23 protein-coding genes are annotated in these 24,818 nt (G+C 50.1%); 15 read left to right on the top strand and 8 right to left on the bottom strand.

The annotated features are described in order from the left end of the window. Positions 1 to 50 precede the first annotated feature (50 nt). Positions 51 to 692: a multidrug efflux transporter transcriptional repressor AcrR gene (gene acrR / locus DY231_RS17925; protein WP_115630468.1), complete on the bottom strand. Its 642-nt coding sequence runs from the start codon at positions 690 to 692 to the stop codon at positions 51 to 53. Between the two features lie 143 nt (positions 693 to 835). On the opposite strand from acrR, the gene acrA reads away from it, so the two are divergent. From acrA to DY231_RS17955, 6 genes are all read left to right on the top strand, one after another. Continuing rightward, positions 836 to 2,035, top strand: a complete 1,200-nt coding sequence (gene acrA, locus DY231_RS17930) for a multidrug efflux RND transporter periplasmic adaptor subunit AcrA (protein WP_034493747.1) — start codon at positions 836 to 838, stop codon at positions 2,033 to 2,035. A 22-nt stretch (positions 2,036 to 2,057) separates the two neighbouring features. Continuing rightward, complete coding sequence (gene acrB, locus DY231_RS17935) at positions 2,058 to 5,207, top strand: multidrug efflux RND transporter permease subunit AcrB (protein WP_115630470.1); 3,150 nt, start codon at positions 2,058 to 2,060, stop codon at positions 5,205 to 5,207. A gap of 553 nt (positions 5,208 to 5,760) precedes the next feature. Next, positions 5,761 to 6,135 (top strand): Hha toxicity modulator TomB, encoded by a 375-nt coding sequence (tomB, locus tag DY231_RS17940; protein WP_034493745.1) that lies wholly within the window; start codon positions 5,761 to 5,763, stop codon positions 6,133 to 6,135. A 28-nt stretch (positions 6,136 to 6,163) separates the two neighbouring features. Next, the gene (hha, locus tag DY231_RS17945; RefSeq protein WP_034493744.1) at positions 6,164 to 6,382 is read left to right on the top strand and encodes a hemolysin expression-modulating protein Hha; all 219 of its coding nucleotides are present in this window, start codon (positions 6,164 to 6,166) and stop codon (positions 6,380 to 6,382) included. A gap of 328 nt (positions 6,383 to 6,710) precedes the next feature. Then, complete coding sequence (maa, locus tag DY231_RS17950) at positions 6,711 to 7,265, top strand: maltose O-acetyltransferase (RefSeq protein ID WP_115630472.1); 555 nt, start codon at positions 6,711 to 6,713, stop codon at positions 7,263 to 7,265. Between the two features lie 102 nt (positions 7,266 to 7,367). Further along, entirely contained in the window at positions 7,368 to 7,826 is a 459-nt protein-coding gene (locus DY231_RS17955) for a YlaC family protein (protein ID WP_115630474.1), read from the top strand. A gap of 26 nt (positions 7,827 to 7,852) precedes the next feature. On the opposite strand, the gene ykgO is transcribed toward DY231_RS17955, so the two are convergent. Beyond that, entirely contained in the window at positions 7,853 to 7,993 is a 141-nt protein-coding gene (ykgO, locus tag DY231_RS17960; RefSeq protein ID WP_072011136.1) for a type B 50S ribosomal protein L36, read from the bottom strand. Between the two features lie 297 nt (positions 7,994 to 8,290). Between ykgO and DY231_RS17965 the strand changes: the two genes are divergently transcribed. Genes DY231_RS17965 through DY231_RS17980 form a run of 4 tightly spaced genes read left to right on the top strand, consistent with a single transcriptional unit; the run spans position 8,291 to position 11,600 of the window. Next, entirely contained in the window at positions 8,291 to 9,328 is a 1,038-nt protein-coding gene (locus DY231_RS17965; RefSeq protein ID WP_115630476.1) for an isopenicillin N synthase family dioxygenase, read from the top strand. 18 nt (positions 9,329 to 9,346) lie between these two features. Further along, positions 9,347 to 10,156 (top strand): MetQ/NlpA family ABC transporter substrate-binding protein, encoded by an 810-nt coding sequence (locus DY231_RS17970; RefSeq protein WP_115630478.1) that lies wholly within the window; start codon positions 9,347 to 9,349, stop codon positions 10,154 to 10,156. Further along, positions 10,153 to 10,944: a methionine ABC transporter ATP-binding protein gene (locus DY231_RS17975; RefSeq protein ID WP_115630480.1), complete on the top strand. Its 792-nt coding sequence runs from the start codon at positions 10,153 to 10,155 to the stop codon at positions 10,942 to 10,944. The genes DY231_RS17970 and DY231_RS17975 overlap by 4 nt, the downstream gene beginning before the upstream one ends. Next, complete coding sequence (locus DY231_RS17980; RefSeq protein WP_115630482.1) at positions 10,929 to 11,600, top strand: methionine ABC transporter permease; 672 nt, start codon at positions 10,929 to 10,931, stop codon at positions 11,598 to 11,600. The genes DY231_RS17975 and DY231_RS17980 overlap by 16 nt, the downstream gene beginning before the upstream one ends. A 45-nt stretch (positions 11,601 to 11,645) precedes the next feature. On the opposite strand, the gene DY231_RS17985 is transcribed toward DY231_RS17980, so the two are convergent. Continuing rightward, entirely contained in the window at positions 11,646 to 13,016 is a 1,371-nt protein-coding gene (locus DY231_RS17985) for a PTS transporter subunit EIIC (protein WP_115630484.1), read from the bottom strand. A gap of 304 nt (positions 13,017 to 13,320) precedes the next feature. On the opposite strand from DY231_RS17985, the gene DY231_RS17990 reads away from it, so the two are divergent. Beyond that, positions 13,321 to 14,520, top strand: coding sequence for an enolase C-terminal domain-like protein (locus tag DY231_RS17990; RefSeq protein WP_115630486.1), 1,200 nt, complete (start codon positions 13,321 to 13,323; stop codon positions 14,518 to 14,520). On the opposite strand, the gene DY231_RS17995 is transcribed toward DY231_RS17990, so the two are convergent. Continuing rightward, positions 14,508 to 15,230, bottom strand: coding sequence for a GntR family transcriptional regulator (locus DY231_RS17995; protein ID WP_115630488.1), 723 nt, complete (start codon positions 15,228 to 15,230; stop codon positions 14,508 to 14,510). The two genes, DY231_RS17990 and DY231_RS17995, sit on opposite strands and share 13 nt — an antisense overlap. A gap of 143 nt (positions 15,231 to 15,373) precedes the next feature. Between DY231_RS17995 and pdeB the strand changes: the two genes are divergently transcribed. Beyond that, positions 15,374 to 16,939 (top strand): cyclic di-3',5'-guanosine monophosphate phosphodiesterase PdeB, encoded by a 1,566-nt coding sequence (gene pdeB, locus DY231_RS18000; RefSeq protein WP_115630490.1) that lies wholly within the window; start codon positions 15,374 to 15,376, stop codon positions 16,937 to 16,939. A gap of 5 nt (positions 16,940 to 16,944) precedes the next feature. Here the strand turns inward: pdeB and norR are convergent, their stop codons facing one another. Then, complete coding sequence (gene norR / locus DY231_RS18005) at positions 16,945 to 18,459, bottom strand: nitric oxide reductase transcriptional regulator NorR (protein ID WP_115630492.1); 1,515 nt, start codon at positions 18,457 to 18,459, stop codon at positions 16,945 to 16,947. Between the two features lie 219 nt (positions 18,460 to 18,678). Here norR and norV point away from each other — a divergent pair, with 219 nt between their 5' ends. Both norV and norW read left to right on the top strand, forming a co-directional pair. Continuing rightward, positions 18,679 to 20,118 carry an anaerobic nitric oxide reductase flavorubredoxin gene (norV, locus tag DY231_RS18010; protein WP_115630494.1) on the top strand — a complete coding sequence of 480 codons (1,440 nt, stop codon included), beginning with the start codon at positions 18,679 to 18,681 and terminating at the stop codon, positions 20,116 to 20,118. Beyond that, the gene (norW, locus tag DY231_RS18015; RefSeq protein ID WP_115630496.1) at positions 20,115 to 21,248 is read left to right on the top strand and encodes an NADH:flavorubredoxin reductase NorW; all 1,134 of its coding nucleotides are present in this window, start codon (positions 20,115 to 20,117) and stop codon (positions 21,246 to 21,248) included. Before norV ends, norW begins: the two co-directional genes overlap by 4 nt. An 82-nt stretch (positions 21,249 to 21,330) precedes the next feature. On the opposite strand, the gene DY231_RS18020 is transcribed toward norW, so the two are convergent. The 3 genes from DY231_RS18020 to yczE all read right to left on the bottom strand — a co-directional run bounded on the left by DY231_RS18020 (position 21,331) and on the right by yczE (position 23,264). Then, positions 21,331 to 21,684 carry a DUF1428 domain-containing protein gene (locus DY231_RS18020; RefSeq protein WP_115630498.1) on the bottom strand — a complete coding sequence of 118 codons (354 nt, stop codon included), beginning with the start codon at positions 21,682 to 21,684 and terminating at the stop codon, positions 21,331 to 21,333. A gap of 108 nt (positions 21,685 to 21,792) precedes the next feature. After that, a complete protein-coding gene (locus DY231_RS18025) occupies positions 21,793 to 22,614 on the bottom strand; it encodes a GNAT family N-acetyltransferase (protein ID WP_115631886.1) in 822 nt (273 codons plus the stop codon). Between the two features lie 35 nt (positions 22,615 to 22,649). Further along, the gene (yczE, locus tag DY231_RS18030; protein WP_115631887.1) at positions 22,650 to 23,264 is read right to left on the bottom strand and encodes a membrane protein YczE; all 615 of its coding nucleotides are present in this window, start codon (positions 23,262 to 23,264) and stop codon (positions 22,650 to 22,652) included. Positions 23,265 to 23,354: 90 nt separating this feature from the next. On the opposite strand from yczE, the gene yczR reads away from it, so the two are divergent. Beyond that, positions 23,355 to 24,785 carry a MocR-like transcription factor YczR gene (gene yczR, locus DY231_RS18035; RefSeq protein WP_115630500.1) on the top strand — a complete coding sequence of 477 codons (1,431 nt, stop codon included), beginning with the start codon at positions 23,355 to 23,357 and terminating at the stop codon, positions 24,783 to 24,785. Positions 24,786 to 24,818 lie beyond the last annotated feature (33 nt).

A 24,818-nucleotide genomic window follows, 5' to 3' on the forward strand; every position in this document is an offset into this window, starting at 1 on the left:
CGCAAAAACCTTGGGCAACTATGTTCAGAATTACCCTATTAATCCTATTTTTAGTGTGGACTTGATCGCAGGGTTGGGCAGTTTTGGAACATTTCCAATAATATAGCCACGTAGTCTTCCGCCTGACCGTGAAGATCAAAGCTGTCGGGCGCAACTAACCAGTTTTCAATCAGCCCGGTGATGTAACTACGAAGAAGAATAACAGCGTGGGAGAGGAGCAGGTTTTTTGGTAACATTTCTGCATCAATGCAACGCTGTAAACTGCTCTCGATTCTTTCATTACCTTCCATATAAAGTTCGCGCCTGGCCTGTTGTAAAACAGCCAGTTCCCCGACAAATTCACATTTATGGAAGATGATTTCAGTCATCAAGCGACGGCGTTCATCGGTGACAGTTGCTTGTAATATGTAAATAAGTAACTCTCTGACAACAGAAAGTGGATCGTCAGGAAATTTTGCCTGATACTCAGTTTCTAAGTCACCAATACTGGATTCCGTTAGCTCCCAGATTTCATTAAACAAATCCGACTTATTTTTGAAATGCCAGTAGATTGCACCACGGGTGACACCAGCTGCCTTTGCGATATCCGCCAGCGAAGTTGCGGAAACACCGTGTTGGGAAAACAAGCGGATTGCAACATCCAGAAGATGTTGGCGGGTCTCTAGTGCTTGTTGTTTGGTTTTTCGTGCCATAAGTGGGTGAAATTAAGGTAGTTAGATTTACATACATTTGTGAATGTATGTACCATAGCACGACGATAATATAAACGCAGCAATGGGTTTGTGGACACTTGATCCATTGAACAACTTTGAAATCGGACACTCGAGGTTTACATATGAACAAAAACAGAGGGTTTACGCCTCTGGCGGCCGTTCTGATGCTCTCAGGCAGCTTAGTGCTTACAGGATGTAATGACAAAGAGACACAACAGAGTGCCCCGCATACCCCAGAAGTGGGTGTGGTGACTTTGAAAAGTGCTCCTTTGCAGATAACAACAGAGCTACCGGGCCGTACCAGCGCTTACCGTATTGCAGAAGTCCGTCCACAGGTCAGTGGCATCATCCTGAAACGTAACTTCGAAGAAGGAAGTGAAATCAAGGCTGGCGTTTCGCTGTATCAGATTGACCCTGCAACATATCAGGCTGCGTATGACAGTGCCAAAGGCGACCTCGCGAAAGCACAGGCAAGTGCAAACATTGCTCAGCTGACGCTTAAACGTTATCAGAAACTTTTGGGTACTAAATACATCAGTCAACAAGATTACGACACCGCGCTTGCCGATTCTCAACAGGCAAATGCGTCCGTCGTTGCGGCTAAAGCCGCCGTTGAATCTGCTCGTATCAACCTTGCTTACACCAAAGTGACTTCACCTATTAGTGGTCGCATTGGCAAATCTTCTGTAACAGAAGGCGCACTGGTCACTAGCGGACAATCTGCTGCGTTAGCAACCGTACAACAGCTCGATCCTATCTATGTCGATGTGACCCAATCCAGCAACGATTTCTTGCGCCTTAAGCAAGAGTTAGCTGACGGCAAACTGAAACAAGAAAACGGTAAAGCTAAAGTCAAATTAGTCACCAACGACGGTATCACTTTCCCGCAGGAAGGCTCTTTAGAGTTTTCTGACGTGACGGTTGACCAAACCACCGGTTCTATCACTTTGCGTGCCATCTTCCCGAATCCAGATAAAACGTTACTGCCGGGCATGTTTGTTCGCGCACAACTGGAAGAAGGTACTAATCCAAATGCACTGTTAGTTCCGCAACAAGGTGTGACTCGTACACCGCGTGGCGATGCTTCAGCAATGGTTATTGGTAAAGATGACAAAGTGGAAGTGCGCAATATCACTGCATCTCAGGCTATCGGCGACAAATGGCTGGTTACTGAAGGGTTGAAGGATGGCGATCGCGTTATTGTAACCGGTTTGCAAAAAGTGAAACCCGGTGTTCAGGTGAAGGCGCAGGAAGTGGCGGCAGAGAATAAAGGCCAGGATCAAGCAGCCGCTGGCGCACAGTCTGAACAAACGAAGTCTTAACTTAAACAGGAGCCGTTAAGACATGGCTAAGTTTTTTATCGATCGCCCTATTTTCGCCTGGGTAATCGCCATCATTATTATGTTGGCGGGTGGGCTTGCGATCATGAAATTGCCTATCGCGCAATATCCAACCATTGCGCCACCGGCAATTTCTATCTCTGCAAACTATCCAGGTGCTGATGCGAAAACGGTACAGGATACTGTGACTCAGGTTATCGAACAGAACATGAACGGTATCGATAACCTGTTGTACATGTCCTCTTCCAGTGATTCCTCGGGTTCTGTCACCATCACCATTACCTTCGATTCCGGCACTGATGCCGATATCGCACAGGTTCAGGTGCAGAACAAATTGCAACTGGCAATGCCGCTGCTTCCACAAGAAGTCCAGCAGCAAGGTGTTAGCGTTGAGAAGTCCTCCAGTAGCTTCCTGATGGTTCTCGGTATGATCAATACCGACGGTTCCATGACGCAGGAAGATATTTCGGACTACGTCGGCGCAACCATTAAAGACCCAATCAGCCGTACGCGTGGTGTGGGTGACGTTCAGCTGTTTGGTGCACAGTACGCGATGCGTATCTGGATGGACCCGAATAAACTGAACAATTACCAGCTCACGCCGGTAGATATTATTAACGCTATCAAAGCGCAGAACGCCCAGGTAGCAGCAGGTCAGTTAGGTGGGACTCCGCCGGTTAAAGGCCAGCAACTTAACGCCTCAATCATTGCTCAGACCCGTTTGAAATCTGCCGATGAGTTCAGCAAAATTTTGCTGAAAGTGAATCAAGATGGCTCACGTGTTCTGCTCAGAGATGTGGCAAAAGTTGAGTTGGGCGGCGAGAACTATAACGTTGTCGCACGTTTCAACGGTCAGCCTGCGTCGGGTTTAGGTATCAAACTGGCAACCGGTGCTAACGCCCTGGATACTGCCAATGCGGTACGTGCCACCGTAGAAAAACTGCAACCGTTCTTCCCGGCAGGCTTGAAAGTCGTCTATCCATACGACACCACGCCATTCGTTAAAATCTCCATCAAAGAGGTAGTCAAAACCCTCGTTGAAGCAATCGTGCTGGTGTTCCTGGTAATGTATCTGTTCTTGCAGAACTTCCGCGCCACATTGATTCCAACGATTGCAGTGCCGGTGGTACTGCTGGGGACGTTCGCTATCCTTGCGATCTTTGGCTATTCGATAAACACCCTAACGATGTTCGGGATGGTGCTTGCGATAGGCCTGTTGGTAGATGACGCCATCGTCGTAGTAGAAAACGTTGAGCGTGTGATGGTGGAAGAAGGATTGCCACCCAAAGAAGCCACGCGCAAATCAATGGAACAGATTCAGGGCGCTCTGGTCGGCATCGCGATGGTTCTGTCAGCGGTATTTATACCGATGGCGTTCTTCGGCGGTTCCACAGGGGCAATCTATCGTCAGTTCTCTATTACCATCGTATCGGCAATGGTGCTTTCTGTACTGGTAGCAATGATCCTGACACCAGCACTTTGCGCCACTCTGCTCAAGCCGATTGCGAAAGGCGAACACCACGAGAAGAAAGGCTTCTTCGGCTGGTTTAACAACATGTTCGACAAGAGCACGCATCACTATACCGACAGCGTCGGTAACATCTTGCGTAGCACCGGTCGTTACCTGGTGTTGTATCTGCTGATTGTGGTTGGCATGGCCTTCCTGTTTATTCGCCTGCCAAGTTCCTTCTTGCCAGACGAAGACCAGGGCGTGTTCCTGACCATGGCGCAGTTGCCTGCGGGTGCAACGCAAGAACGAACCCAAGCCGTTCTTGATGATGTGACCAAGTACTACCTTGAAAAAGAGAAAGACAACGTTAACTCCGTATTTACCGTTAACGGCTTTGGCTTCTCAGGACAAGGGCAGAACACCGGTCTGGCATTCGTATCCTTGAAAGACTGGGATGAGCGTCCGGGTGAAGAGAATAAGGTTCCAGCGATTGCTGGTCGCGCAAGCGCCGAATTCTCGAAAATCAAAGATGCCATCGTGTTCGCATTTAACCTGCCAGCTATCGTAGAACTGGGTACTGCAACGGGCTTCGACTTCCAGTTGATTGACCAGGCAAACCTTGGACACGAAAAACTGACTCAGGCGCGTAACCAGTTGTTTGGCGAAGTGGCAAAACATCCTGACCTGTTAGTGGGCGTACGTCCAAACGGTCTGGAAGATACGCCGCAGTTCAAAGTCGATATCGACCAGGAAAAAGCGCAGGCATTGGGCGTTTCTATCAGTGATATCAACACCACGCTGGGTGCAGCATGGGGTGGTAGCTACGTGAACGACTTCATCGACCGTGGTCGTGTGAAGAAAGTTTACCTGATGGCTGATGCGCCATTCCGTATGCTGCCAAGCGATATCAACAGCTGGTATGTTCGCGGCTCTACCGGCCAGATGGTGCCATTCTCTGCGTTCTCAACCGCGCACTGGGAATACGGTTCACCGCGTCTGGAACGTTACAACGGTTTGCCATCCATGGAGATCCTGGGTCAGGCAGCACCGGGTAAAAGTACCGGTGAAGCGATGGATCTGATGCAGGAACTGGCGAGCAAGTTGCCAACCGGTATCGGCTACGACTGGACGGGTATGTCTTATCAGGAGCGTTTGTCTGGTAACCAGGCCCCTGCCCTGTATGCGATTTCCCTGATTGTGGTATTCCTGTGTCTGGCTGCATTGTACGAGAGTTGGTCGATTCCATTCTCGGTTATGCTGGTTGTTCCACTGGGTGTTGTGGGGGCATTACTTGCCGCAACCTTACGTGGTCTGACTAACGACGTGTACTTCCAGGTAGGCCTGCTGACAACCATTGGCTTGTCGGCGAAGAACGCGATACTTATCGTGGAATTCGCCAAAGACTTGATGGAAAAAGAAGGCAAAGGTCTGATTGAAGCGACACTCGACGCTGTACGTATGCGTCTGCGTCCGATTCTGATGACCTCACTGGCGTTTATCCTCGGTGTAATGCCGCTGGTAATCAGCTCCGGTGCTGGCTCAGGTGCACAGAACGCGGTAGGTACGGGTGTAATGGGCGGGATGGTGACAGCAACTGTCCTGGCTATCTTCTTCGTGCCGGTGTTCTTCGTGGTTGTACGCCGCCGCTTCAGCAGCAAGTCTGAAGATGTTGAACACGCTCACGCAGTTGAACATCACAAGTAAGACTGAGTTCTGCATCTAAAAGGCCGCGCAAGCGGCCTTTTTTATTTATGTTGAGTCCTATTTGTCATATTAATTAATAATTAGTGCCGTCGGTTTTTCCGGCGATAAGTTTCAAAATGTTGCAATATAAACCCTGCAAATCCTGAGTCTGCGGCAAGATATTACTTAATTTTTCTGGAAAACCCGCAAAATCGAATCATACTTATTTATTAGGATAAATCTTAATCGATTACTTATATACATCGCTTTCGATTCACATCGAGCAACATAAAATTAACCTCTTGAAAATAAACTATTTCTTGAAGTAGTCTTTTTGGTTAATTTATAGGAAAAAGCTTTTAAAAAACGTGAAAGTCTTAATAAACATTGCGTTAGGGTAAACTGCTTTTCAACAAATGTAATTTTTCGTAATACCGAAAGGAAATCTGGTACAGATTGATTTATAGTAAAAGTATATGGAATAATCGTTGTAATTGATCCCCACCTCATCCAGGTGTGTCCACCCCAACGCGTTATGTTTATCAAATTTTTGTTCGATAAAAGGGGCTGCATTATGGACGAATACTCACCAAAACGGCATGATATCGCGCAGCTTAAGTTTCTCTGCGAAAACATGTATCATGACTGCCTAACCAACCTTGGCGAGAGTAATCATGGTTGGGTTAATGATCCTACTTCGGCCATTAACTTGCAGTTGAATGAATTGATTGAGCACATTGCGGCATTCGCACTTAATTACAAAATTAAGTACGATGATGAGAGTAAATTGATTGAACAAATTGACGAATATTTGGACGATACATTTATGCTGTTCAGTAACTACGGTATCAATGCCCAGGATCTTCAGAAATGGAGAAAGTCCGGAAACCGATTATTCCGATGCTTCGTTACTGAGAGCCGCGCAAACCCTGTAAGCCTCTCCTTTTAAACTATTACAAGATGTACAAGGTGATTTCATGACTACAAAACCATTAACAAAGACCGATTATTTGATGCGCCTGCGACGCTGCCAAACAATTGATACATTGGAACGAGTGATAGAAAAGAATAAATACGAATTATCAGATAATGAATTGGCAGTATTTTATTCAGCCGCAGACCACCGTCTGGCAGAACTGACCATGAATAAGCTTTACGATAAAATACCGCCTTCTGTATGGTCATTTATTCGTTAATACTTCTGAATCGCTATTACGGTTTGGCATTTAGATTGACATGCTGTTACACCATCGGCCAGCAGAACTTATATCCTGGTTAGCAACGCCTGGCGTGGCTAAGTAGCAATATTATTCTGAACAGTATCGTTATGCTCGAGGTTCGATATTCCTCGCTTTACCTGTAAGGCCTGCTGGAGCAATGCGTCTACAGCTTTCCTTCATCTTTGATTTTTAAACTCAGAATTAACTGTGTGATTACAGTCACAAAATGAAAGAGCGCTCACATTAATTACAAACTAATCGCTTACGTTAACCGATGTCCCAACTATTTATTAAAGGCATCTCCGTGAGTGAAGAAAAACAGAAAATGATAGCAGGCGAGCTTTATCGCCCTGCTGACACGCAACTTCGTGCCGATCGTGTTAATGCTCGTCACTTGATTCACCGCTTTAATCACACTGCCCCTGATGAGCAAGCCGTTCGCGCCGAATTACTGGGTCAATTGCTTGGTCAAAGCCTCGATGCTTATATTGAACCGTCGTTTCGATGTGATTATGGTTACAATATTTTCCTCGGCAAAAACTTCTACGCTAATTTCGACTGCGTAATCCTCGACGTTTGTCCGGTTCACATTGGCGACAATTGCATGCTGGCCCCTGGCGTCCATATATACACCGCCACGCATCCGCTGGATGCCGAAACCCGCAACAGCGGCGTTGAATTCGGTAAACCTGTCACCATTGGGCATAATGTCTGGATTGGCGGACGCGCAGTGATCAACCCTGGCGTGACCATTGGCGATAACGTGGTGGTTGGCTCAGGCTCCGTAGTCACGAAAGACATTCCAGCAAACGCAGTCGTCGCCGGGAACCCAGCGCGGGTAATTAAAATGGTCGACTAACTGTTATGCTTTTTTTTGGCAGAACTGTTACTTTTTTACCCCTGGTGGGATTCTTAGAATAACAGTTCTCTGCCTGTAGCGTTTCTGTTCAAAAGGCCCATCATGACTGAAATTCAGCGCCTGCTCACCGACACCATTGAGCAACTCAATACCGATGAAAAACGCGATAATCGCCCACGTTTTAGCATCAGCTTTATTCGCAAACATCCAGGTTTGTTTATTGGCATGTGGATAGGCTGGTTTGCCACACTTTGGGTGATGCTGGAATCGGACACTCTGTCAGGATCGGTCTGGTTATTAGTGGTGTTGTTTGCGCTGCTAAACGGCTTTTTCTTTTTTGATGTGAATCCGCGCTATCGATACGACGATATTGATGTGCTGGATCTCCGCGTTTGCTACAACGGCGAGTGGTATAACACGCGCAATGTGCCTCCAACGTTGATTGATAAAATCCTGCAATCCCCTGGTGTCGACGAACAGAAAAAATCGCTACTGCATAAAATGATTTCCACCAAAGGCGAACTCTCTTTTTACGATATCTTTTCGCTCGCCCGTTCCTGAAAAACAAGGGGCAAATGCCCCTTGTCTTAACGCCGTTTCTTCCTGCCCTGCACCGCTTTAAAACGCGGATTACTTTTGCAAATCACATACAACCGCCCTTTGCGTTTCACAATCTGGCAGTCTGGATGGCGCTGCTTAGCACTGCGTAACGAATTTAAAACCTTCATGTCCACACCTTTTTATTGTTACTTTATAACATAACAATAAGATAAAAGATGAGCGACCAAAACGCAAGCCAGTTTGTCTGCAAAACCCGCCATAGCTAAATCCCGCAAAAGCTTAGAACCCCGCACCGCGATAACTTAGAAGATAACAATATTGGGCGGCGTGACACGCTTGCGGCAATGTAACTTCCATGAACACCACATCGTTTCAGAAGGGATAAATCATGAATCAGTATTGTTGTTGTCGGGCGAGAAAATCAGAACGTATCAAGAAAACATCTGAAATAAGCGGAGTCCATGATGAGCAAAACAACGATCCAGGCATTGCCAATACTCGATCTCTTAGCCCTTGAGGGTACAGCCACTGACCGCGCTGCTTTTCTTGAACAACTGCGCCTGGCGGCTCGTGATATCGGTTTCTTCTATTTAATTAACCACGGCATTAGCCCCGAACTGCAACAGGCGGTTCAGGATGAAGCCCAGCAGTTTTTCACGTTGCCAGAAGCTGAAAAGCAGAAAGTGGCGATGATCCACTCTCCTCACTTTCGCGGTTATAACCGCGCCGCCAGTGAATTAACGCGTGGCAAACCTGATTGGCGCGAACAGTTTGATATCGGTGCTGAACGCCAGGCACTTTCCATCAATGAATCTCAACCCGGCTGGCTGCGGCTGCAAGGGCCAAACCTGTGGCCGGAATCGCAACCAAGCCTGAAACCTACCCTTTTGCAGTTTCAACGCGAGATGACTGCCGTCGCACTCAAACTGTTGCGCACCTTTGCTCTGGCGCTGAAATTACCGGCTGACAGCTTCGACAATCTCTATGGCAACAAGCCCAACGAGCACATCAAATTGATTCGCTATCCGGGCAAATCCGCAACGGATAGCAATCAGGGTGTGGGGGCGCATAAAGATTCCGGCTTCCTGAGCTTTTTACTGCAAGACCAACAGCAAGGTTTGCAGGTAGAAGTCACGCCTGATAACTGGATAGATGCCGCACCACTGCCCGGTAGTTTTGTGGTGAATATTGGTGAGTTGCTGGAGCTTGCGACCAACGGCTATTTACGTGCCACGGTTCACCGTGTGATTTCGCCACCACCGGGGCAAGAACGCCAGTCCATCGCCTTTTTCCTCGGCGCTCAACTCGACGCCGTCGTGCCGGTTTACGCACTGCCGCCTGAACTGGCGCAGCAAGCTTTAGGGCCGGAGAGCGATCCGCTCAATCCATTGCTCCGTGACGTCGGCTGGAACTATTTAAAAGGCCGCCTGCGTTCGCACCCTGACGTGGCAGAACGTTATTACCCGGATGTCTTGCGTAACAGCACTGAACTCATCGCTTAAACATTAAAGGAAAACACCATGAAAAATGCCGTTTTTAAACTGGCAGGGGTCGCGCTGTCTTTGACTCTGGCTTTCAGCGCTCACGCCGCAGAAACCTTACGCATTGCCGCAGATGCAGTGCCACATGCAGAAATTCTGGCCTTCGTGCAAAAACTCGATCCTAATTTAAAACTCAAAGTGGTGGAGCTGAGTAATGGCGTGAACGCCAACGAATTGCTGGCAAATGGCGATGTCGATGCTAACTACTTCCAGCATGTGCCGTACTTACGCGACCAGGAAAAAGCGTTGGGTAAAAAATTCGCCGTTGCCGCCACCGTTCATATTGAACCGCTGGGGATTTATTCGCACAAATACAAAGATCTGAAATCCGTGCCGGATAACGCCACCCTCGCGCTACCTAATAACGTCACCAACCTGAGTCGCGCTCTTTATTTGTTACAAGACAAAGGATTAATCACCCTGAAGCCGGAATTTAAAGATGCGGCGCAAAACCAGGCCACGCCGCGTGACATCGCCAGTAACCCAAAACATCTGAAGATTGTTGAAATCGAAGCGCCGCAATTACCGCGTTCACTTGATGATGTGGATCTGGCGGTGATCAACGGTAACTACGCGCTGGAAGCCGGTTTAACGCCGTCAAAAGACGCGCTGGGACTGGAAAGTGCGACGCATAATCCATACGCCAATATCCTGGTGACGAACCCGAATTTGGCCAACGATCCGCGCATCAAAGAACTGGCGAAAGATCTGCAATCACCGCAGGTTGCTGAATTTATTCGTACGCAGTTCAACGGTTCTGTCATTCCGGTTGCCACGCCACAGTCATGATTATGCTTGAACGGCTGAGCAAAGTGTATGCCGGAGGAGGCCAACCGGCACTGGATGATGTCTCACTGACTGTGCCAGATGGCGCAATCTACGGCATTCTCGGGCGGAGTGGCGCCGGGAAAAGCACCTTGATTCGCTGTTTAAACTTGCTGGAGCGGCCCACGTCGGGCCGCATTCTGATGCACGATGTGGATATCACTACGCTGAATAATCGCGAGCTGCGCGCTCATCGCCAGCGCACAGGAATGGTGTTCCAGCATTTTAATTTAATTCATGCCCGAAACGTGGCGGACAATATTTCCGTCCCGCTGGAAATCGCCGGGCAGCCGCGTGAAATACGCCAGCAACGGGTTCATGAGTTGCTCGAATTAGTGGGTCTGAGTGATAAAGCCCACGCTTTCCCCTCGCAACTGTCTGGCGGGCAAAAACAGCGCGTGGGAATTGCCCGCGCTCTCGCCGCTCACCCCGACGTGCTGCTTTGCGATGAGGCGACCAGCGCGTTAGATAGCGAAACCACCGCGTCTGTGCTGGCGTTGCTGATGGACATTAATCGCAAACTGGGCGTCACCATCGTGCTGATTACCCATCAACTTGAGGTCGTTAAGGCGATTTGCGATCACGCGGCATTACTTGAGAACGGCAAGTTAGTCGAAAGCGGCTCGCTGTCTGATTTACTGGTTAGCCCCTATTCCCGCCTGCGCCAGGCATTGCTCCCCGGCGACGCGGCAGAAAAAGCATTTTTACGCCGACTCGGCGTTTCAGGGAGAGTGTTATGCGAAGTCGCTTAGCCTGGGAAGATTTATGGCCATTGCTGCTCGACGGCACGCTCGACACGCTTTACATGGTGGGGCTAGCGGCTCTGTTTACGGTGATTATCGGTTTGCCGTTGGGCGTGCTGTTATTTCTCACTCGTCGCGATGGCGTGTTGCCCGCACCAAAACTGAATCAGATTATCGGTAGCGTGGTGAATGTCGGGCGCTCGCTGCCCTTTATTGTGCTGCTGATTGCCCTGATCCCCTTCACGCGATTAATCGTCGGCACCACGCTGGGCAGCACCGCAGCGGTGGTGCCGATTACCATTGGCGCATTCCCGTTCTTTGCACGGGTGGTCGAAAATGCGCTGGATGAAGTTGATAAAGGCCGCATTGAAGCCATTTTATCGATGGGCGGCAATGTGTGGCATATCATCGGCAAAGTGCTGTTGCCCGAAGCGTTACCCGCATTGCTGGCCGGTATCACACTCACCGTTGTGATGCTGATTGGTTTTTCTTCTATGGCGGGCGTTATTGGCGGGGGCGGCCTGGGCGACCTTGCGATTCGTTATGGTTATCAGCGCTTTAATGACCAGGTGATGTTTGGCACTGTGGTGATTCTGGTGGTAATGGTTCAGCTTGTGCAAAGTATTGGTGACCGCCTGGTGCGCCGCCTCGCGCACCGGCGTTAAAGCGTCGGATGACGCTTATCCAACCAGGCGTCATCCGCCAGTTTTTCAAGCCTTCTCACGTACCAGCAAAGTGGTCAACGTAAACGACAATCCCAATGCCAGCGCCACGCCCATTAAAGCAAAGATAAAATACGGGCCGATATACGCGGGCAGGCTAAAAATGCTCGATAAAATATAGCCATACAAGCGAACACCGAAGAAGGCGATAAACGCCGAGGCGATGGAGCTTGCCACAGTGGCGGCAATAAACGCTTTCTTATAGCGTGTCAGCACGCCAAATAACGCAGGTTCGGTAATCCCCAGCAGGGCAGAAATCGCCGCAGGTAACACAACGGCCCGCTCTTCACGTGATTTACTTTGCATCCAGATAGCAAACGTCGAACCGGCAATCGCCATATTTGCCATAAACATCATCGGCATCAGCATGTCATAACCACGGTCAGTGAAGTTTTGCAGCGCAATAGGCGTCATCGCGTGATGCATACCGGTTAAAATCGCCACCGGGCGAATGGCCCCCACGACCAGTCCGGCGAAACTTGCCGAAACTCCAAACAGCCCTTCAATAAACCACGCGAGTGCTTTACCCAGATAAATCCCCATCGGCCCGATCACCACCAGTGCAACCAGGGCGGCCAGGAACAACGTGAGCGTTGGCGTAAAGACGGTTTTCAGCACGTCCGGCATAAATCTATCCACCCAACGGTGGATGTAACTCAATGCCAGCACTGAGAAAATAACCGGAATCACACTCGATGCGTAGTTGAAGACAGAAATAGGCACCACGTTCAAAAAGTAGAACGCATCAACGGCATTCGGCGCATGACTTGCCAGCGATTTTGCCGCTTCAATCAGCGACGGATACATCAAACAGGCGGCTACCGCAGCAGCCAGGTACTCGTTGGTTTTGAAGATACGAGCGGCGGAAATGGCGAGGAAGAACGGTAAAAAATAGAACACCCCACTGGCAATCAAATCGATGACGATAACCGTATCGCTTTTAGCCGAAACCATTTTAAGTGCAATCAATCCTGCCAGCAGGCCTTTGATCATCCCGGCGCCAGCGATAGCGGGGACAATCGGGCCAAACACGCCCGACACGGTATCCATAAACATCGACACCAGGCTTTTGCGCGTTTTCTTCTCGCCAGCCTGAGCGGTTTGTTCAGGCGATGAACCGAGCGCCGTGGTCAGTTGTTCGTACCAGGTATTGACCTGTGGGCCAATAATGATCTGAAATTGGTCGCTCTGGATTTGTGCCCCCAGAACACCCGGTATTTTTTTAATTGCAGACTGATCAATCTTATTTTCATCGACCAGAGAGAAGCGCAAGCGCGTCATACAGTGCCAGGCCTTACTAATATTATCCGCACCGCCAATCAGGTGAATAATATTATTAATGGCATCACGAGTCCCCATCTGTCACTCCCAAAGAATTGCTTATTGTTATGTGTTGAATGCCATTGATGTTAGGGAATCACAACCATGAAAACAAACCAATAAACTTTGACCACTGTCACATTTAGCCGCCATGAAAGGCATAAAACAGCATTACAGTACAAATTGGTATGGTTTTATCACACATCAAGCCCCTTTTCCTGACCAATAAAAATAAGCAAAAAAAATGATTTACCGGCACTCAAAAATAAGGTGATAGTAATAAACAGAAGCCTTAAATCTGATAAGCAATTGACCGTTATTAAAACGCGTTTGGAGTAATCTCGTGCTACCAACCATTATTGAAAATATCGAATGCTTTATTACACGCCCCGATCGTCATAACCTGGTGACTGTGCGCGTGACGACCAATAAAGGCGTCACCGGCCTGGGTTGCGCCACCTTCCAGCAGCGCCCACTTGCGGTAAAAACCATGGTTGATGAGTACCTCAAACCGCTGCTCATCGGGCGCGATGCCAATAACATCGAAGACCTGTGGCAAATGATGACGGTGAACGCCTACTGGCGCAACGGCCCGGTCATCAACAACGCAATTGCGGGTGTAGATATGGCCCTGTGGGATATCAAGGGCCAGCTTGCCAATATGCCGCTGTATCAGCTGTTTGGTGGCAAATCGAAGGACGCTATTGCGGCCTATAGCCACGCCGCCAGTGAAACGCTGGAAGGTTTATATCTCGAAGTCGACAAACTGCTGGCGCAGGGTTATCGCTACATCCGCTGCCAGCTTGGCTTTTATGGCGGCACACCGCAGGGTTTACATGCCACAAAATCCCCGACGCCGGGCGCCTATTATGACCAGGATGAATACATGGCCAACACGGTGGCGATGTTTAAAGCGCTGCGTGAGAAATACGGCAACCAATTCCATATTCTTCATGATGTGCATGAACGCCTGTTTCCACAACAAGCGGTGCAACTGGCAAAAGCGCTGGAACCCTACCAGCCGTGGTTTATCGAAGATATTCTGCCGCCTCAGCAAAGTGCCTGGTTAGAACAGGTTCGTGCGCATTCCTCTGTTCCGCTGGCGATGGGCGAGTTATTCAATAACCCGGCTGAATGGCATGATTTGATTGTGAATCGACGCATCGATTTTATTCGCTGCCACGTTTCACAAATTGGTGGGATTACGCCTGCGCTGAAGCTCGCGGTTCTTTGCCAGGCATTTGGCGTGCGCCTCGCCTGGCATGGCCCGTCAGACATGACGCCGATTGGGGTTGCCGTGAATACCCATTTAAATATTCATCTGCATAATGCCGCTATTCAGGAATTCATTCCGAACAAACCAAATACTGAATCCGTGTTCCCGGGCGCCCCCGTTGCGGAGCAAGGGTATATTTACCCACTGGAAAAACCGGGTATTGGTGTCGGGTTCGACCAGCAAAAAGCAGAAGCCTTCCCGGTGGAATATCGCCCGCACGAGTGGACGCAAAGCCGCTTACCCAATGGCGCGATTCACACGCCTTGAGTTCCCTGGCGATAAGCTAAATTGTCGTGGTTATAGGGGGTGACGTAGGTGCAGGAATAATTGATATCAACGATATCGCTAATTTCGAACACGCGTCCCCCTTCAAGAATTCCCCGGTTGATGATGCGCATCGCCGGGCTGCCCTTTTTACACTCCAGCAATACTGACTGTTCTTTGTTAATTGCTACAGCCTGATAACTGGTTAATAAATGTGAGATACGAAAGCCTTTACTCAGCACATATTGTTGAATCGACCGTTCAATAACTTTCTGATTCAAATCAGGAAAATCCTTAACCGGCATGCGTGATATTTCGATTTGTACTTTCTGATTATCGACATAGCGCAGGCGGCAAAACTGCCAGATATACTCATCGGCCCCCAGACCAAATACCTGCTGCTCCTCAAGACCGGGTAATTTTTTATGCAGATTCACCATCCGGAAAGTCATCTGGTCGAAACGCTTTTCAGTGATGGAGTTATAAACCAGCGGATTATTACGTGCCTGCGGATTAATCCAGATACCCGAGCCTTGTATAATTTCGACGACGCCAATGCTGACCAGTTTTTCCAACGCTTTGCGAATAGTGAAACGCGAAACATCATATTCCGCGGCAAGCTGGCGCTCGGGCGGTAATTTGCGCCGCTGATTATCATTGTGCTGGTAAATTTTGCTTAACAGATCCTGGATAACAAACTCTTTTTTCTTCATGTCCGATTCACCAGTCGCTGAATTGCGTGATGTTTAAATAGTCCAGTTTGGAGTAAAACATAACATCCCGTCTTGAGCTGAGATAGACTAACCTCGTCTATGGAAACCATTATAAAAACTAACCTCTTAACGGATCTAAAAGAATGACATCTCGCAAGCTCATAAGCCTGGTAAGCGGTGTACTGATTCTGGCAGTTCTGTCCCCTATTCTTCTCAGCGTCTATTTCGCGCATCGTAATGCTGAAGAGGTTTTCCACGAGGAATTAGCCGAATTTGCCGATCACGCCATGTATCGCACCAGCAAAGTCATCGATCAGGCAGTTGCGGCCGTAGATGAAATCAACCTGGTCGATGATAATACGTGTTCAAAAGCCCATGCAGAAGCCATGCATCGCATCGCGCTTAAATATCGCTACGTGCAAGAAGTCATGTTTCAGGATAAAAACCACATTCTGTGCACGTCACTGGTGTCTTACGAAAACAACAATTTAATTGGCAAACCGGATCGCGTTGGCGCTAATGGTTTTAATGCCTGGTACACCACCCCACCCACACCGGGATTTAAACGGAAAATGGTGTATATCGGGAAACTGCCTCATCTGGCGCTTGTCGATCCGATGTCGTTTATTGATATCCTGCCGTTCGGAAAATATACCTTAAATATCGCCATGGTGGGCTTGGGTAAAAACCAGCTGATTGCCAGCAATAGCCATTTTGTCCCTGATGAATGGCGCGCTCCGCTTATCCAGGGCCTCGACGAGTTTCAGACTGACGACGATTTTTACATTATCCGCCGGGATAACGATCTTGGGCTGGCCATGATTGCCTGGGCATCGCGAGAGCCGATGAACGGCGTCTGGTACGAACAACTTTTCATCTGGCTCCCCGTCGGTCTGGTCATTAGTCTTGCTGCGGGGATATTCCTGATTAGTATTCTGCGGCGTTTATTATCACCGCGTAATCGCCTGATGGATGCCATTAGAAATCATGAAATCAGTGTGGTGTATCAGCCTATTGTCCACCTGCAAAGTGGTGAAAGTGTTGGCGCTGAAGCCCTGATTCGCTGGCAGCAACAAGATGGTTCCATGCTTAACCCGGATGCATTTATTCCCCTGGCAGAGCAGACTGGGTTAGTGACGCAATTAACCGAACAAGTCATTGAGTTAATATTTATCGAGCTTGGGGAGTGGCTTTGCCAGCATCCTGACCACCATATTTCGGTTAATTTAGGTGTACGCGATGTCCGTAGCCTGCATATTCTGGAGGTTATTCAGCCTTATTTGGTTCGGTATTCTGTCAAGCCGGGACAAATCGCATTTGAAATTACTGAGCGTGGTTTTGCTGATCCAAAAATAACTGCGCCGATCATTGCGCAATATCGTCAAGCCGGACACGCCATCTACATTGATGATTTCGGGACGGGATACTCAAGCCTGAGTTACTTGCAGGATCTTGACGTCGATATTCTTAAAATCGACAAGTCATTTGTTGATGCCCTCGAATATAAAAACGTCACACCGCATATTATTGAAATGGCCAATGCATTGGGTATTTTGATGGTAGCCGAAGGGATTGAAACCCCGAGCCAGGCCACCTGGTTACGTGAGCAAGGCGTGCAGTACGGCCAGGGCTGGCTGTTCAGTAAAGCCCTGGCAAAAGATGAATTTATCCAATGGGTTGAGAGTTATCGCGCCAAAGTGGCGAAATAAGCGGGTTATTTAACCCCCAGGCGCTTAGCCAGACGGTGTAAATTCGCCACATCCAGCTGTAACTGGCGGGCGCATGCCGCCCAATTCCCCGCGCAGGACGCCAGAGTGCTGATAATAATCTGACGCTGGAAATCATCCGTCGCGGTGCGCAAATTATCCGCCAACGGCGCTGAAACCGCAGGCTGATTCACGGATTTGGTTTCACTATCGGCTAACTGGAAATGCTGCGGTTGCAGCCAAATTTCACCGTCCGGCTTACCTGAACGCGCCAGTACCGTGGCTCGATAAAGCGCATGTTCCAGTTCGCGAATATTCCCCGGCCAGTCATATCGACGGAGCAGATCACGGGCAGCCTCGCTCAAAGCCACCTGCTTGAGTCCCATTTTCACGCGGCTTTGCTCGCAGAAAAACCCCGCCAGCAAAGTGATGTCATCGCCCCGCTCGCGCAGTGGCGGTACATGCAGCGGAAACACGCTTAAACGGTGGAATAAATCGGCGCGAAACGACCCTGCCAGCACATGTTGCTTAAGGTCACGGTTGGTCGCCGCCAACACTCGCACGTTCACTCTTTGGCTGCTGTCATCGCCGACGCGCTGAATATCGCCATATTGTAAAACCCGCAACAATTTCGCCTGTAATGTTAATGGCAACTCGCCGATTTCATCCAGGAACAGCGTGCCGTTGTCTGCCATTTCAAACTTGCCGGTTCGATGATGAATGGCTCCGGTAAACGCCCCTTTTACATGGCCGAATAATTCACTTTCCGCCACGCTTTCCGGCAGTGCCGCGCAGTTGAGATAAACCAGTGGATTCGCCGCACGCGCCGAGCCACTGTGAATAGCACGCGCCACCAGCTCTTTCCCAACGCCAGTTTCCCCGGTGATCAGCACATTCAAATCAGAGCCAGCAACGATTTCGATCTCTTTCTTGAGTTGCACCATTCCCGCAGATAAACCAACCATTTCAGCGCTGCTGCTTTTCGTGCTGATGGGGGCGCTCGTCACAGCAGGCGTTTGATTTTCAAGTTGTTCCATCAGCAACGCGTTATTCAGTGCTCCCGCGGCGAGCACGCTAATTAACCGTAACTCTTCATCACTGAAATGGTCGAATTGCAGCGGGTCCATACCGTCAACGGTTAACGCCCCAATCAAATTTTGATCGGCAAACAGCGGCAGTCCAAGGCAAGCATGCACTTTTAAATCTGTATGGTCGGGAATCAGCCCATCGTAAGGGTCAGGTAATTCGCTATCCGCCGGAAAACGCACCACATCACCCGCGCGGGCAATCGCCTCAAGGCGCGGATGTGCGTCCAAATCAAAACGCCGGCCGAGCACATCCTGCGCCAGTCCATCAATCGCCAACGGGCGAAACTGCCGCGCTTCGTAACGCAATAATGCCGTGGCATCCCCCCCTAAAAGCTGGCGCAAAGTGCGAATCAAACGGGCGAAACGATCCTGGTGAGAAATGCCGCTTTGCAGGTCGATGGCGATATTGGCAAGGGAAGTAATAGACAGGCTCATTAGCGGCTCCAGATTGGGAAAGTTTAAAGTTACCGCGTAATGGTCAAAATGACAAAATTATTGTCATAAAGACAATTTTAATGACTGTCTTTATGACAATTAAATTTTAAGTGTATTTATAAATAACAATAAAAATCAAATGATTAAAAAGTTGGCACGCTGATTGTAATACATCAAATACGAGCATCATTTTTTTAATTCTTTTTGAGGGTATTTTCAATGGCGATTCAGGTTAAAAACAACATCCAATGGGTAGGTCAACGTGACTGGGAAGTGCGTGATTTTCATGGCACCGAATATAAAACACTGAAAGGCAGCAGCTATAACAGCTACCTGATTCGTGAAGAAAAAACCGTGCTGATTGATACCGTTGACCACAAGTTCAGCCGCGAATTTGTGCAAAATCTGGCGGCTGAAATTGACCTGAATACGCTTGATTACATCATCATTAACCATGCGGAAGAAGACCACGCAGGCGCACTGACTGAGTTAATGTCGCGGATACCCAACACGCCAATTTACTGTACTGCCAACGGCGTGGACTCTATCAACGGGCATCACCATCATCCTGAATGGAATTTCAATGTAGTTAAAACCGGTGACAGTCTGGATATCGGCAACGGCAAGCAACTCATCTTCGTTGAAACCCCCATGCTGCACTGGCCAGACAGCATGATGACGTACATGACGGGCGATGCGGTGCTGTTCAGTAACGATGCCTTTGGTCAGCATTACTGTGATGAACATCTGTTTAATGATGAAGTTGATCAGGTGGAATTGTTCGAACAATGCCAGCGTTATTACGCCAACATTCTTACCCCGTTCAGCCGCCTGGTGACGCCGAAAATCACTGAAATCCTCGGCTTCAATCTGCCGGTGGATATGATTGCGACATCCCATGGCGTGGTGTGGCGCGACAACCCAACGCAAATTGTGGAGCTGTATTTGAAGTGGGCAGCGGATTATCAGGAAGATCGCATCACGATTTTCTACGACACCATGTCCAACAACACTCGCATGATGGCGGATGCAATTGCGCAAGGCATTACGGAAGTTGACCCGCGCGTAGCGGTGAAAATTTTCAATGTCGCTCGCCATGATAAAAACGAAGTTCTGACAAACGTGTTCCGCTCCAAAGGCGTGCTGGCCGGAACATCCACGATGAATAACGTGATGATGCCAAAAATTGCCGGTCTGGTTGAGGAGATGACCGGGCTGCGTTTTCGCAATAAACGCGGCAGCGCCTTCGGCTCCCACGGCTGGAGCGGAGGCGCGGTAGACCGTCTTTCCACCCGTTTGCAGGATGCCGGTTTTGAAATGTCGCTCAGTTTGAAAGCGAAATGGCGTCCGGATATTGATGCGCTGGAAAACTGCCGCGAGCATGGCCGTGAAATCGCCCGTCAGTGGGCGTTAACTCCGCTGGTTTCTGCCCCCGCTTCCGTACCGCAAGAAAGCGTGGTTGAAACGACCACCTGCGCTGATTTAGGCCCACGAATGCAATGCAGTGTCTGCCAGTGGATTTACGATCCGCAAACCGGCGAGCCGATGCAGGATGTCGCACCGGGAACGCCGTGGAGCGATGTACCAGACAGCTTCTTATGCCCGGAATGTTCATTGGGGAAAGACGTCTTTGATGTGCTGGCAACGGAGGCAAAATGAAACATGGCATCGTGATCGTCGGTTCGGGCTTTGCTGCCCGTCAACTGGTCAAAAATATCCGTAAGCATGACGCGCAGATCCCTGTACGCATGATTGCCGCCGACAGCATGGACGAGTACAACAAACCCGATCTCAGCCATATCATCAGTCTGAATCAACGTGCTGACGACCTCACCCGGCAGCGTGCCGGGGAGTTTGCCGAGCAGTTTAATTTAACGCTCAATGCCAACAGTTGGGTGTCCGAAATTAATCCTCGCGAGCGCCTGGTAAAATGTGGCGACCAGCAATGGCCGTACGACAAACTGGTGCTGGCAACCGGCTCGAGCGCCCTGCTCCCGCCGATTGACGGCAAAGAGCTGATGCTCACGCTCAATAGCCAACAAGAATATCTGGCCTGCGAATCGTCATTACGCGAGGCGAAGCGCGTGATGATTCTGGGCGGCGGTTTGATTGGCACAGAACTGGCGATGGATTTTTGCCGCGCCGGGAAGCAGGTTATTTTGGTGGATAACGCCTCCAACCTGCTCGCCTCGCTGATACCTGCGGAAGTCAGTAGCCGTTTGCAGCAGCGACTGAACCAGATGGGTGTCGAACTGTTGTTTAACCAGTGCCTTGAGTCGCTGAATAAAACACCGCAGGGAATCAATGCTGCATTGAGCAACGGGCGGACTATCAGCGTGGATGCGGTGGTGGCTGCGATCGGCCTGCGTCCAAACGTTGGGCTGGCGCAGCATGCCGGGCTGGCGGTGAACCGGGGGATTGAGGTAAATCGCCAGTTGCAGACGTCAGATGAGAATATTTACGCTCTGGGTGATTGCGCGGAAATAGATGGCAAAGTGCTGCCATTCCTGCAACCGATTCAGTTTAGTGCGATGACGCTTGCCAAAAATCTATTGGGAGCCGCAGACGGTCTGAGCCTTCCTGCAATGCTGGTGAAGGTGAAAACGCCTGAGCTACCTTTGCATCTGGCAGGGGAAACGCAACGCGGTGATTTGACCTGGCAAATCACCGCCGAGCCACAGGGACTTATCGCCAAAGGCTATGACGAGGCGCAACAGTTACGGGCGTTTATTGTCAGCGAAGCGCATATGAAACTGGCGTTTGGATTATTACGGGAATTACAGATTTAGCGGGTAATCATACGGGTGACGCAGGCTTCCTGCGTGAGGCGGATAATATCTGCGTCACCCCTTGCCTGACTTATTGAAAAGTCTACTCGTCAAGAATTGGCGCAAAGCCACCATAAATCATACGCTTGCCATCAAACGGCATCGACTCACCAAACTCTTTCATCCGTGGGTCAGACATCATTTTCGCATTCGCGGCATCACGTACTTCTTTGGAAGGGTACTCAATCCAGCTAAACACCACTTCTTCACTCTCTTCGGCTTTCACTGCCATACGAAAATCAGTGAGCTTGCCATCGGGCACATCGTCAGCCCAGCATTCAACAACGCGTAACGCCCCAAATTCTTTAAACAACGGTGCGGCTTTTGCGGCTAACTGCTTGTATTCATCCTTCTTTGCTGCGGGTACAGCAACTACGAAACCATCAACATAACTCATTGTGAACCTCCACGGTGTGGGAAGTACGGCAGATCATACGGGTAGATAATTTCTACCCGTGATGATTACGATTGTTAAGTTTAGTCGTTAAGAATGAATGCTTCCTGCTTAAAGATTGAGCAGCATTTCATATTGCGTACAGGGATCCTGACGGAAACCGCTGCTTTCGAAAAGTGGGGCGAAAGATTCCGGGATGGCCGTGGCGGTAAAAATCCCCGGGAAACGCTCACGTAAAAGCGTCAGCAATTTTTTGGCCTGCCCCTGACCACGTGCTGTTGGCTCAACATAAAGCATACGCACTCGCGGCGGCTGGGGAGAAGTCGCGACCATCGCGTAAGCCACGTCGTTCAGCACATAGGCCTTGCCGGGTAATTTATAGAGCGTCTCGGGGGCGGTCAGCCACGGCAAACGCTGACGGGAATCCGTCATCATTTTTCTCGCCATGACCATCGGGTCGATTTCTTGCAGCTCGCCCGTTTCGGTAAACAGCGTCGAATTCACCGCATTGAACCCCACCAGTGTCTGCTGGCGCACAAACCCCATGCGTTCATACAGCGCCAGCCCGCCGTCGTTACCGACAATCACCTCCAGCCACATCTTTTTATCGCCACGCGCACGCGCTTCATCGATTAATTGCTGCATGAACTGTTTGCCAAAGCCCTGACCGCGTAATTCAGGGCGAAGTGCAAATGCCGCCAGGCGGCTGGTTTGCCCACGGCGAGTAATGATTGCCAGCGCTTTCGGGACACCGTCTTGCGTCCAGACTCTGCTGTCATTAAAACTGATATCTTCGGCACTAAAACGCGACGCGAAGGTTTCACCATCAATGGTAAAAGGGACTAAATATCCTTCAAAACAATGAGAAAGAATTTCAGCCAGTTGATAGCTATTCCAGTTCGCCGCCGCGTTACTCATGACCTTGTTGTGCATTGCTACCTCATCAGATGGTGTGTTTTTCATCCACATTAGGGCACAACAGTCGGTTCGACCAGGCTTTTTTCCCGCTGAATATGAATGCGAAACCACGGCAAACAGAGTTGAATAAGCGGGCCAATGGCCAGCGCATATAACACGGTGCCGACGCCAAATGTGCCACCCATCAGCCATCCCGCCAGTAAAACCGTTAACTCAATCGCCGTTCGCACACTGCGCACTGACCAGCCGGTACGGGCGTTAATCCCGGTCATCAGACCATCGCGTGGGCCGGAACCAAACCCGGCGCCAATGTACATACCGGTCGCTATCGCATTGACCAGAATGGCCGCCAGCAGTAAAAAACTGCGTGCCACTAACGATTCAACCGGCGGCATCAGTGCTAGCGCTGCATCCGCAGCAAGGCCGAGCACGATCACGTTGCTGACTGTCCCCAGGCCCGGTTTCTGGCGCAGCGGGATCCACAGCAGCAACACCAGCGCCCCAACCACGATCATCACCATGCCAATATTTAAAGAAAAGATCCGCGCCACGCCAAGGTGGAATACGTTCCAGGGATCGGCGCCCAAATTTGCCCGCACGAACATAGCCGTGGAAACTCCGTACAACACCAGTCCGGTGTACAGTTGCAGCAAGCGACGAGCGATCATGATCTTTACCTCAGAAATCTGTTATGGCTTTACTTTTATACAAAATGGATATGATATTAAGGTCCAGTTATCACAAAGTGGATTGCTATGGCACAGCGCAGAACGGGTTCGTCATCACTGGTAAAATTGCTGGGGAACTGGCATCAGGATTTACCGCGTACGCCCGTTTATCGGCAACTGGCGGACGGGCTACGGCTGTTGATTCTGGATGGTCGCCTGCCGTTGGATAGCCGCCTGCCAGGGGAGCGCGAGCTGGCTACAGCGCTGGGGATTAGCCGCACGACGGTAGCAACGGCTCTGGCGCAACTGCGTGATGAAGGTTATCTGGCAAGCCGCCAGGGGTCGGGTTCGGTCACGATGCTGCCAGAAAGCGGGCAAACTGTTTCACCGCTGACAGGACGTGCCGCCACGCTGGATTTATCGACCGCCGCACTCAGCGCCGGGCCGGAGATTCATCAGGCCTATGCGAATGCCCTAATTGCGCTGCCAGAACATCTCGGCAGCACCGGTTACAATCAGCAAGGTTTGCCTGAACTGCGCGACGTTATCGCGCAACGCTACGCTGCACGCGGGCTACCGACAACTGCCGATCAGATTATGATCGTCAACGGTGCGCTAAGTGGTTTTGGCCTGATTCTGCGCTTACTGACCGGGCCTGGCGACCGTGTGGTTATCGATAATCCCACATACCCGATGGCGCTTTCAGCCATTAAGGGCGCATCGTGCCGGGCTGTTCCCGTCAGCCTGACCGAAGACGGTTGGGATACGGATGGGCTGGCGGCAACCATCGCACAAACATCGCCGCGCCTGGCCTATTTATTGGCCGATTTCCATAACCCGAGCGGGCGTTGTATGGATGCTGCCACGCGTGCCGCTATCGCTGAGATTGCCGCCCGAACGCGCACCACCATTGTGGCCGATGAAACCATGGTCGACCTGTGGTACGAAGCCCCTCCGCCGCCACCGCTCGCCGCTTTCGACGATGCAGACCGGGTGATTACGTTGGGTTCTGCCGGGAAAAGTTTCTGGGGCGGTTTGCGCCTGGGCTGGATACGCGCCAGCACGCGAACCATTGCGTCTCTGATTCAAATCCGCGATTCATTGGATTTAGGCTCACCGGTTCTTGAGCAACTTGCCGCCATTCACTTGTTCAGTGAAGCCGAAACCTTCCTGCCTCAACGCCGCGCACTATTGCGAGAGCGCCGAGACGCCTGCGCGCAAACCATTAAAGAGCTGTTCCCGGAGTGGAAAATTACCGTCGTGCCGCAAGGCGGTCTGTCCTGGTGGATTGAATTACCCAAACCGCTGGCAACGGTATTCGCGGCAAGTGCAGAGTCAATCGGGATACGCATTGGCGCAGGGCCTCGTTTTGGAACTGACGGCGCATTTGAGCGATATTTACGTTTACCGTTCACGCTTGAACCGACGCAAATGCGTGCAGCCCTGGAACGATTAAAACCCCTTTGGGATAATCTGGCACAAACTGGGAATGAATATATGAGAAGAGTGGTGGTTTGAGCGTCCAGATAATACCGATACTCATGTAATTTA

This window comes from Buttiauxella agrestis, from assembly GCF_900446255.1.
GTDB lineage: Bacteria > Pseudomonadota > Gammaproteobacteria > Enterobacterales > Enterobacteriaceae > Buttiauxella > Buttiauxella agrestis.

Excerpts from the sequence above, each read along its gene's own strand:
- norV (WP_115630494.1), top strand. The coding sequence starts at position 18,679 with ATGGCGATTCAGGTTAAAAACAACATCCAATGGGTAGGTCAACGTGAC.
- pdeB (WP_115630490.1), top strand. The coding sequence starts at position 15,374 with ATGACATCTCGCAAGCTCATAAGCCTGGTAAGCGGTGTACTGATTCTG.
- DY231_RS17980 (WP_115630482.1), top strand. The coding sequence starts at position 10,929 with ATGCGAAGTCGCTTAGCCTGGGAAGATTTATGGCCATTGCTGCTCGAC.
- DY231_RS17970 (WP_115630478.1), top strand. The coding sequence starts at position 9,347 with ATGAAAAATGCCGTTTTTAAACTGGCAGGGGTCGCGCTGTCTTTGACT.
- DY231_RS17975 (WP_115630480.1), top strand. The coding sequence starts at position 10,153 with ATGATTATGCTTGAACGGCTGAGCAAAGTGTATGCCGGAGGAGGCCAA.
- DY231_RS17985 (WP_115630484.1), bottom strand. The coding sequence starts at position 13,016 with ATGGGGACTCGTGATGCCATTAATAATATTATTCACCTGATTGGCGGT.
- norW (WP_115630496.1), top strand. The coding sequence starts at position 20,115 with ATGAAACATGGCATCGTGATCGTCGGTTCGGGCTTTGCTGCCCGTCAA.
- acrA (WP_034493747.1), top strand. The coding sequence starts at position 836 with ATGAACAAAAACAGAGGGTTTACGCCTCTGGCGGCCGTTCTGATGCTC.
- yczR (WP_115630500.1), top strand. The coding sequence starts at position 23,355 with ATGGCACAGCGCAGAACGGGTTCGTCATCACTGGTAAAATTGCTGGGG.
- DY231_RS17955 (WP_115630474.1), top strand. The coding sequence starts at position 7,368 with ATGACTGAAATTCAGCGCCTGCTCACCGACACCATTGAGCAACTCAAT.
- DY231_RS17965 (WP_115630476.1), top strand. The coding sequence starts at position 8,291 with ATGAGCAAAACAACGATCCAGGCATTGCCAATACTCGATCTCTTAGCC.
- ykgO (WP_072011136.1), bottom strand. The coding sequence starts at position 7,993 with ATGAAGGTTTTAAATTCGTTACGCAGTGCTAAGCAGCGCCATCCAGAC.
- tomB (WP_034493745.1), top strand. The coding sequence starts at position 5,761 with ATGGACGAATACTCACCAAAACGGCATGATATCGCGCAGCTTAAGTTT.
- DY231_RS18020 (WP_115630498.1), bottom strand. The coding sequence starts at position 21,684 with ATGAGTTATGTTGATGGTTTCGTAGTTGCTGTACCCGCAGCAAAGAAG.
- DY231_RS17995 (WP_115630488.1), bottom strand. The coding sequence starts at position 15,230 with ATGAAGAAAAAAGAGTTTGTTATCCAGGATCTGTTAAGCAAAATTTAC.
- norR (WP_115630492.1), bottom strand. The coding sequence starts at position 18,459 with ATGAGCCTGTCTATTACTTCCCTTGCCAATATCGCCATCGACCTGCAA.
- acrR (WP_115630468.1), bottom strand. The coding sequence starts at position 692 with ATGGCACGAAAAACCAAACAACAAGCACTAGAGACCCGCCAACATCTT.
- DY231_RS18025 (WP_115631886.1), bottom strand. The coding sequence starts at position 22,614 with ATGCACAACAAGGTCATGAGTAACGCGGCGGCGAACTGGAATAGCTAT.
- hha (WP_034493744.1), top strand. The coding sequence starts at position 6,164 with ATGACTACAAAACCATTAACAAAGACCGATTATTTGATGCGCCTGCGA.
- acrB (WP_115630470.1), top strand. The coding sequence starts at position 2,058 with ATGGCTAAGTTTTTTATCGATCGCCCTATTTTCGCCTGGGTAATCGCC.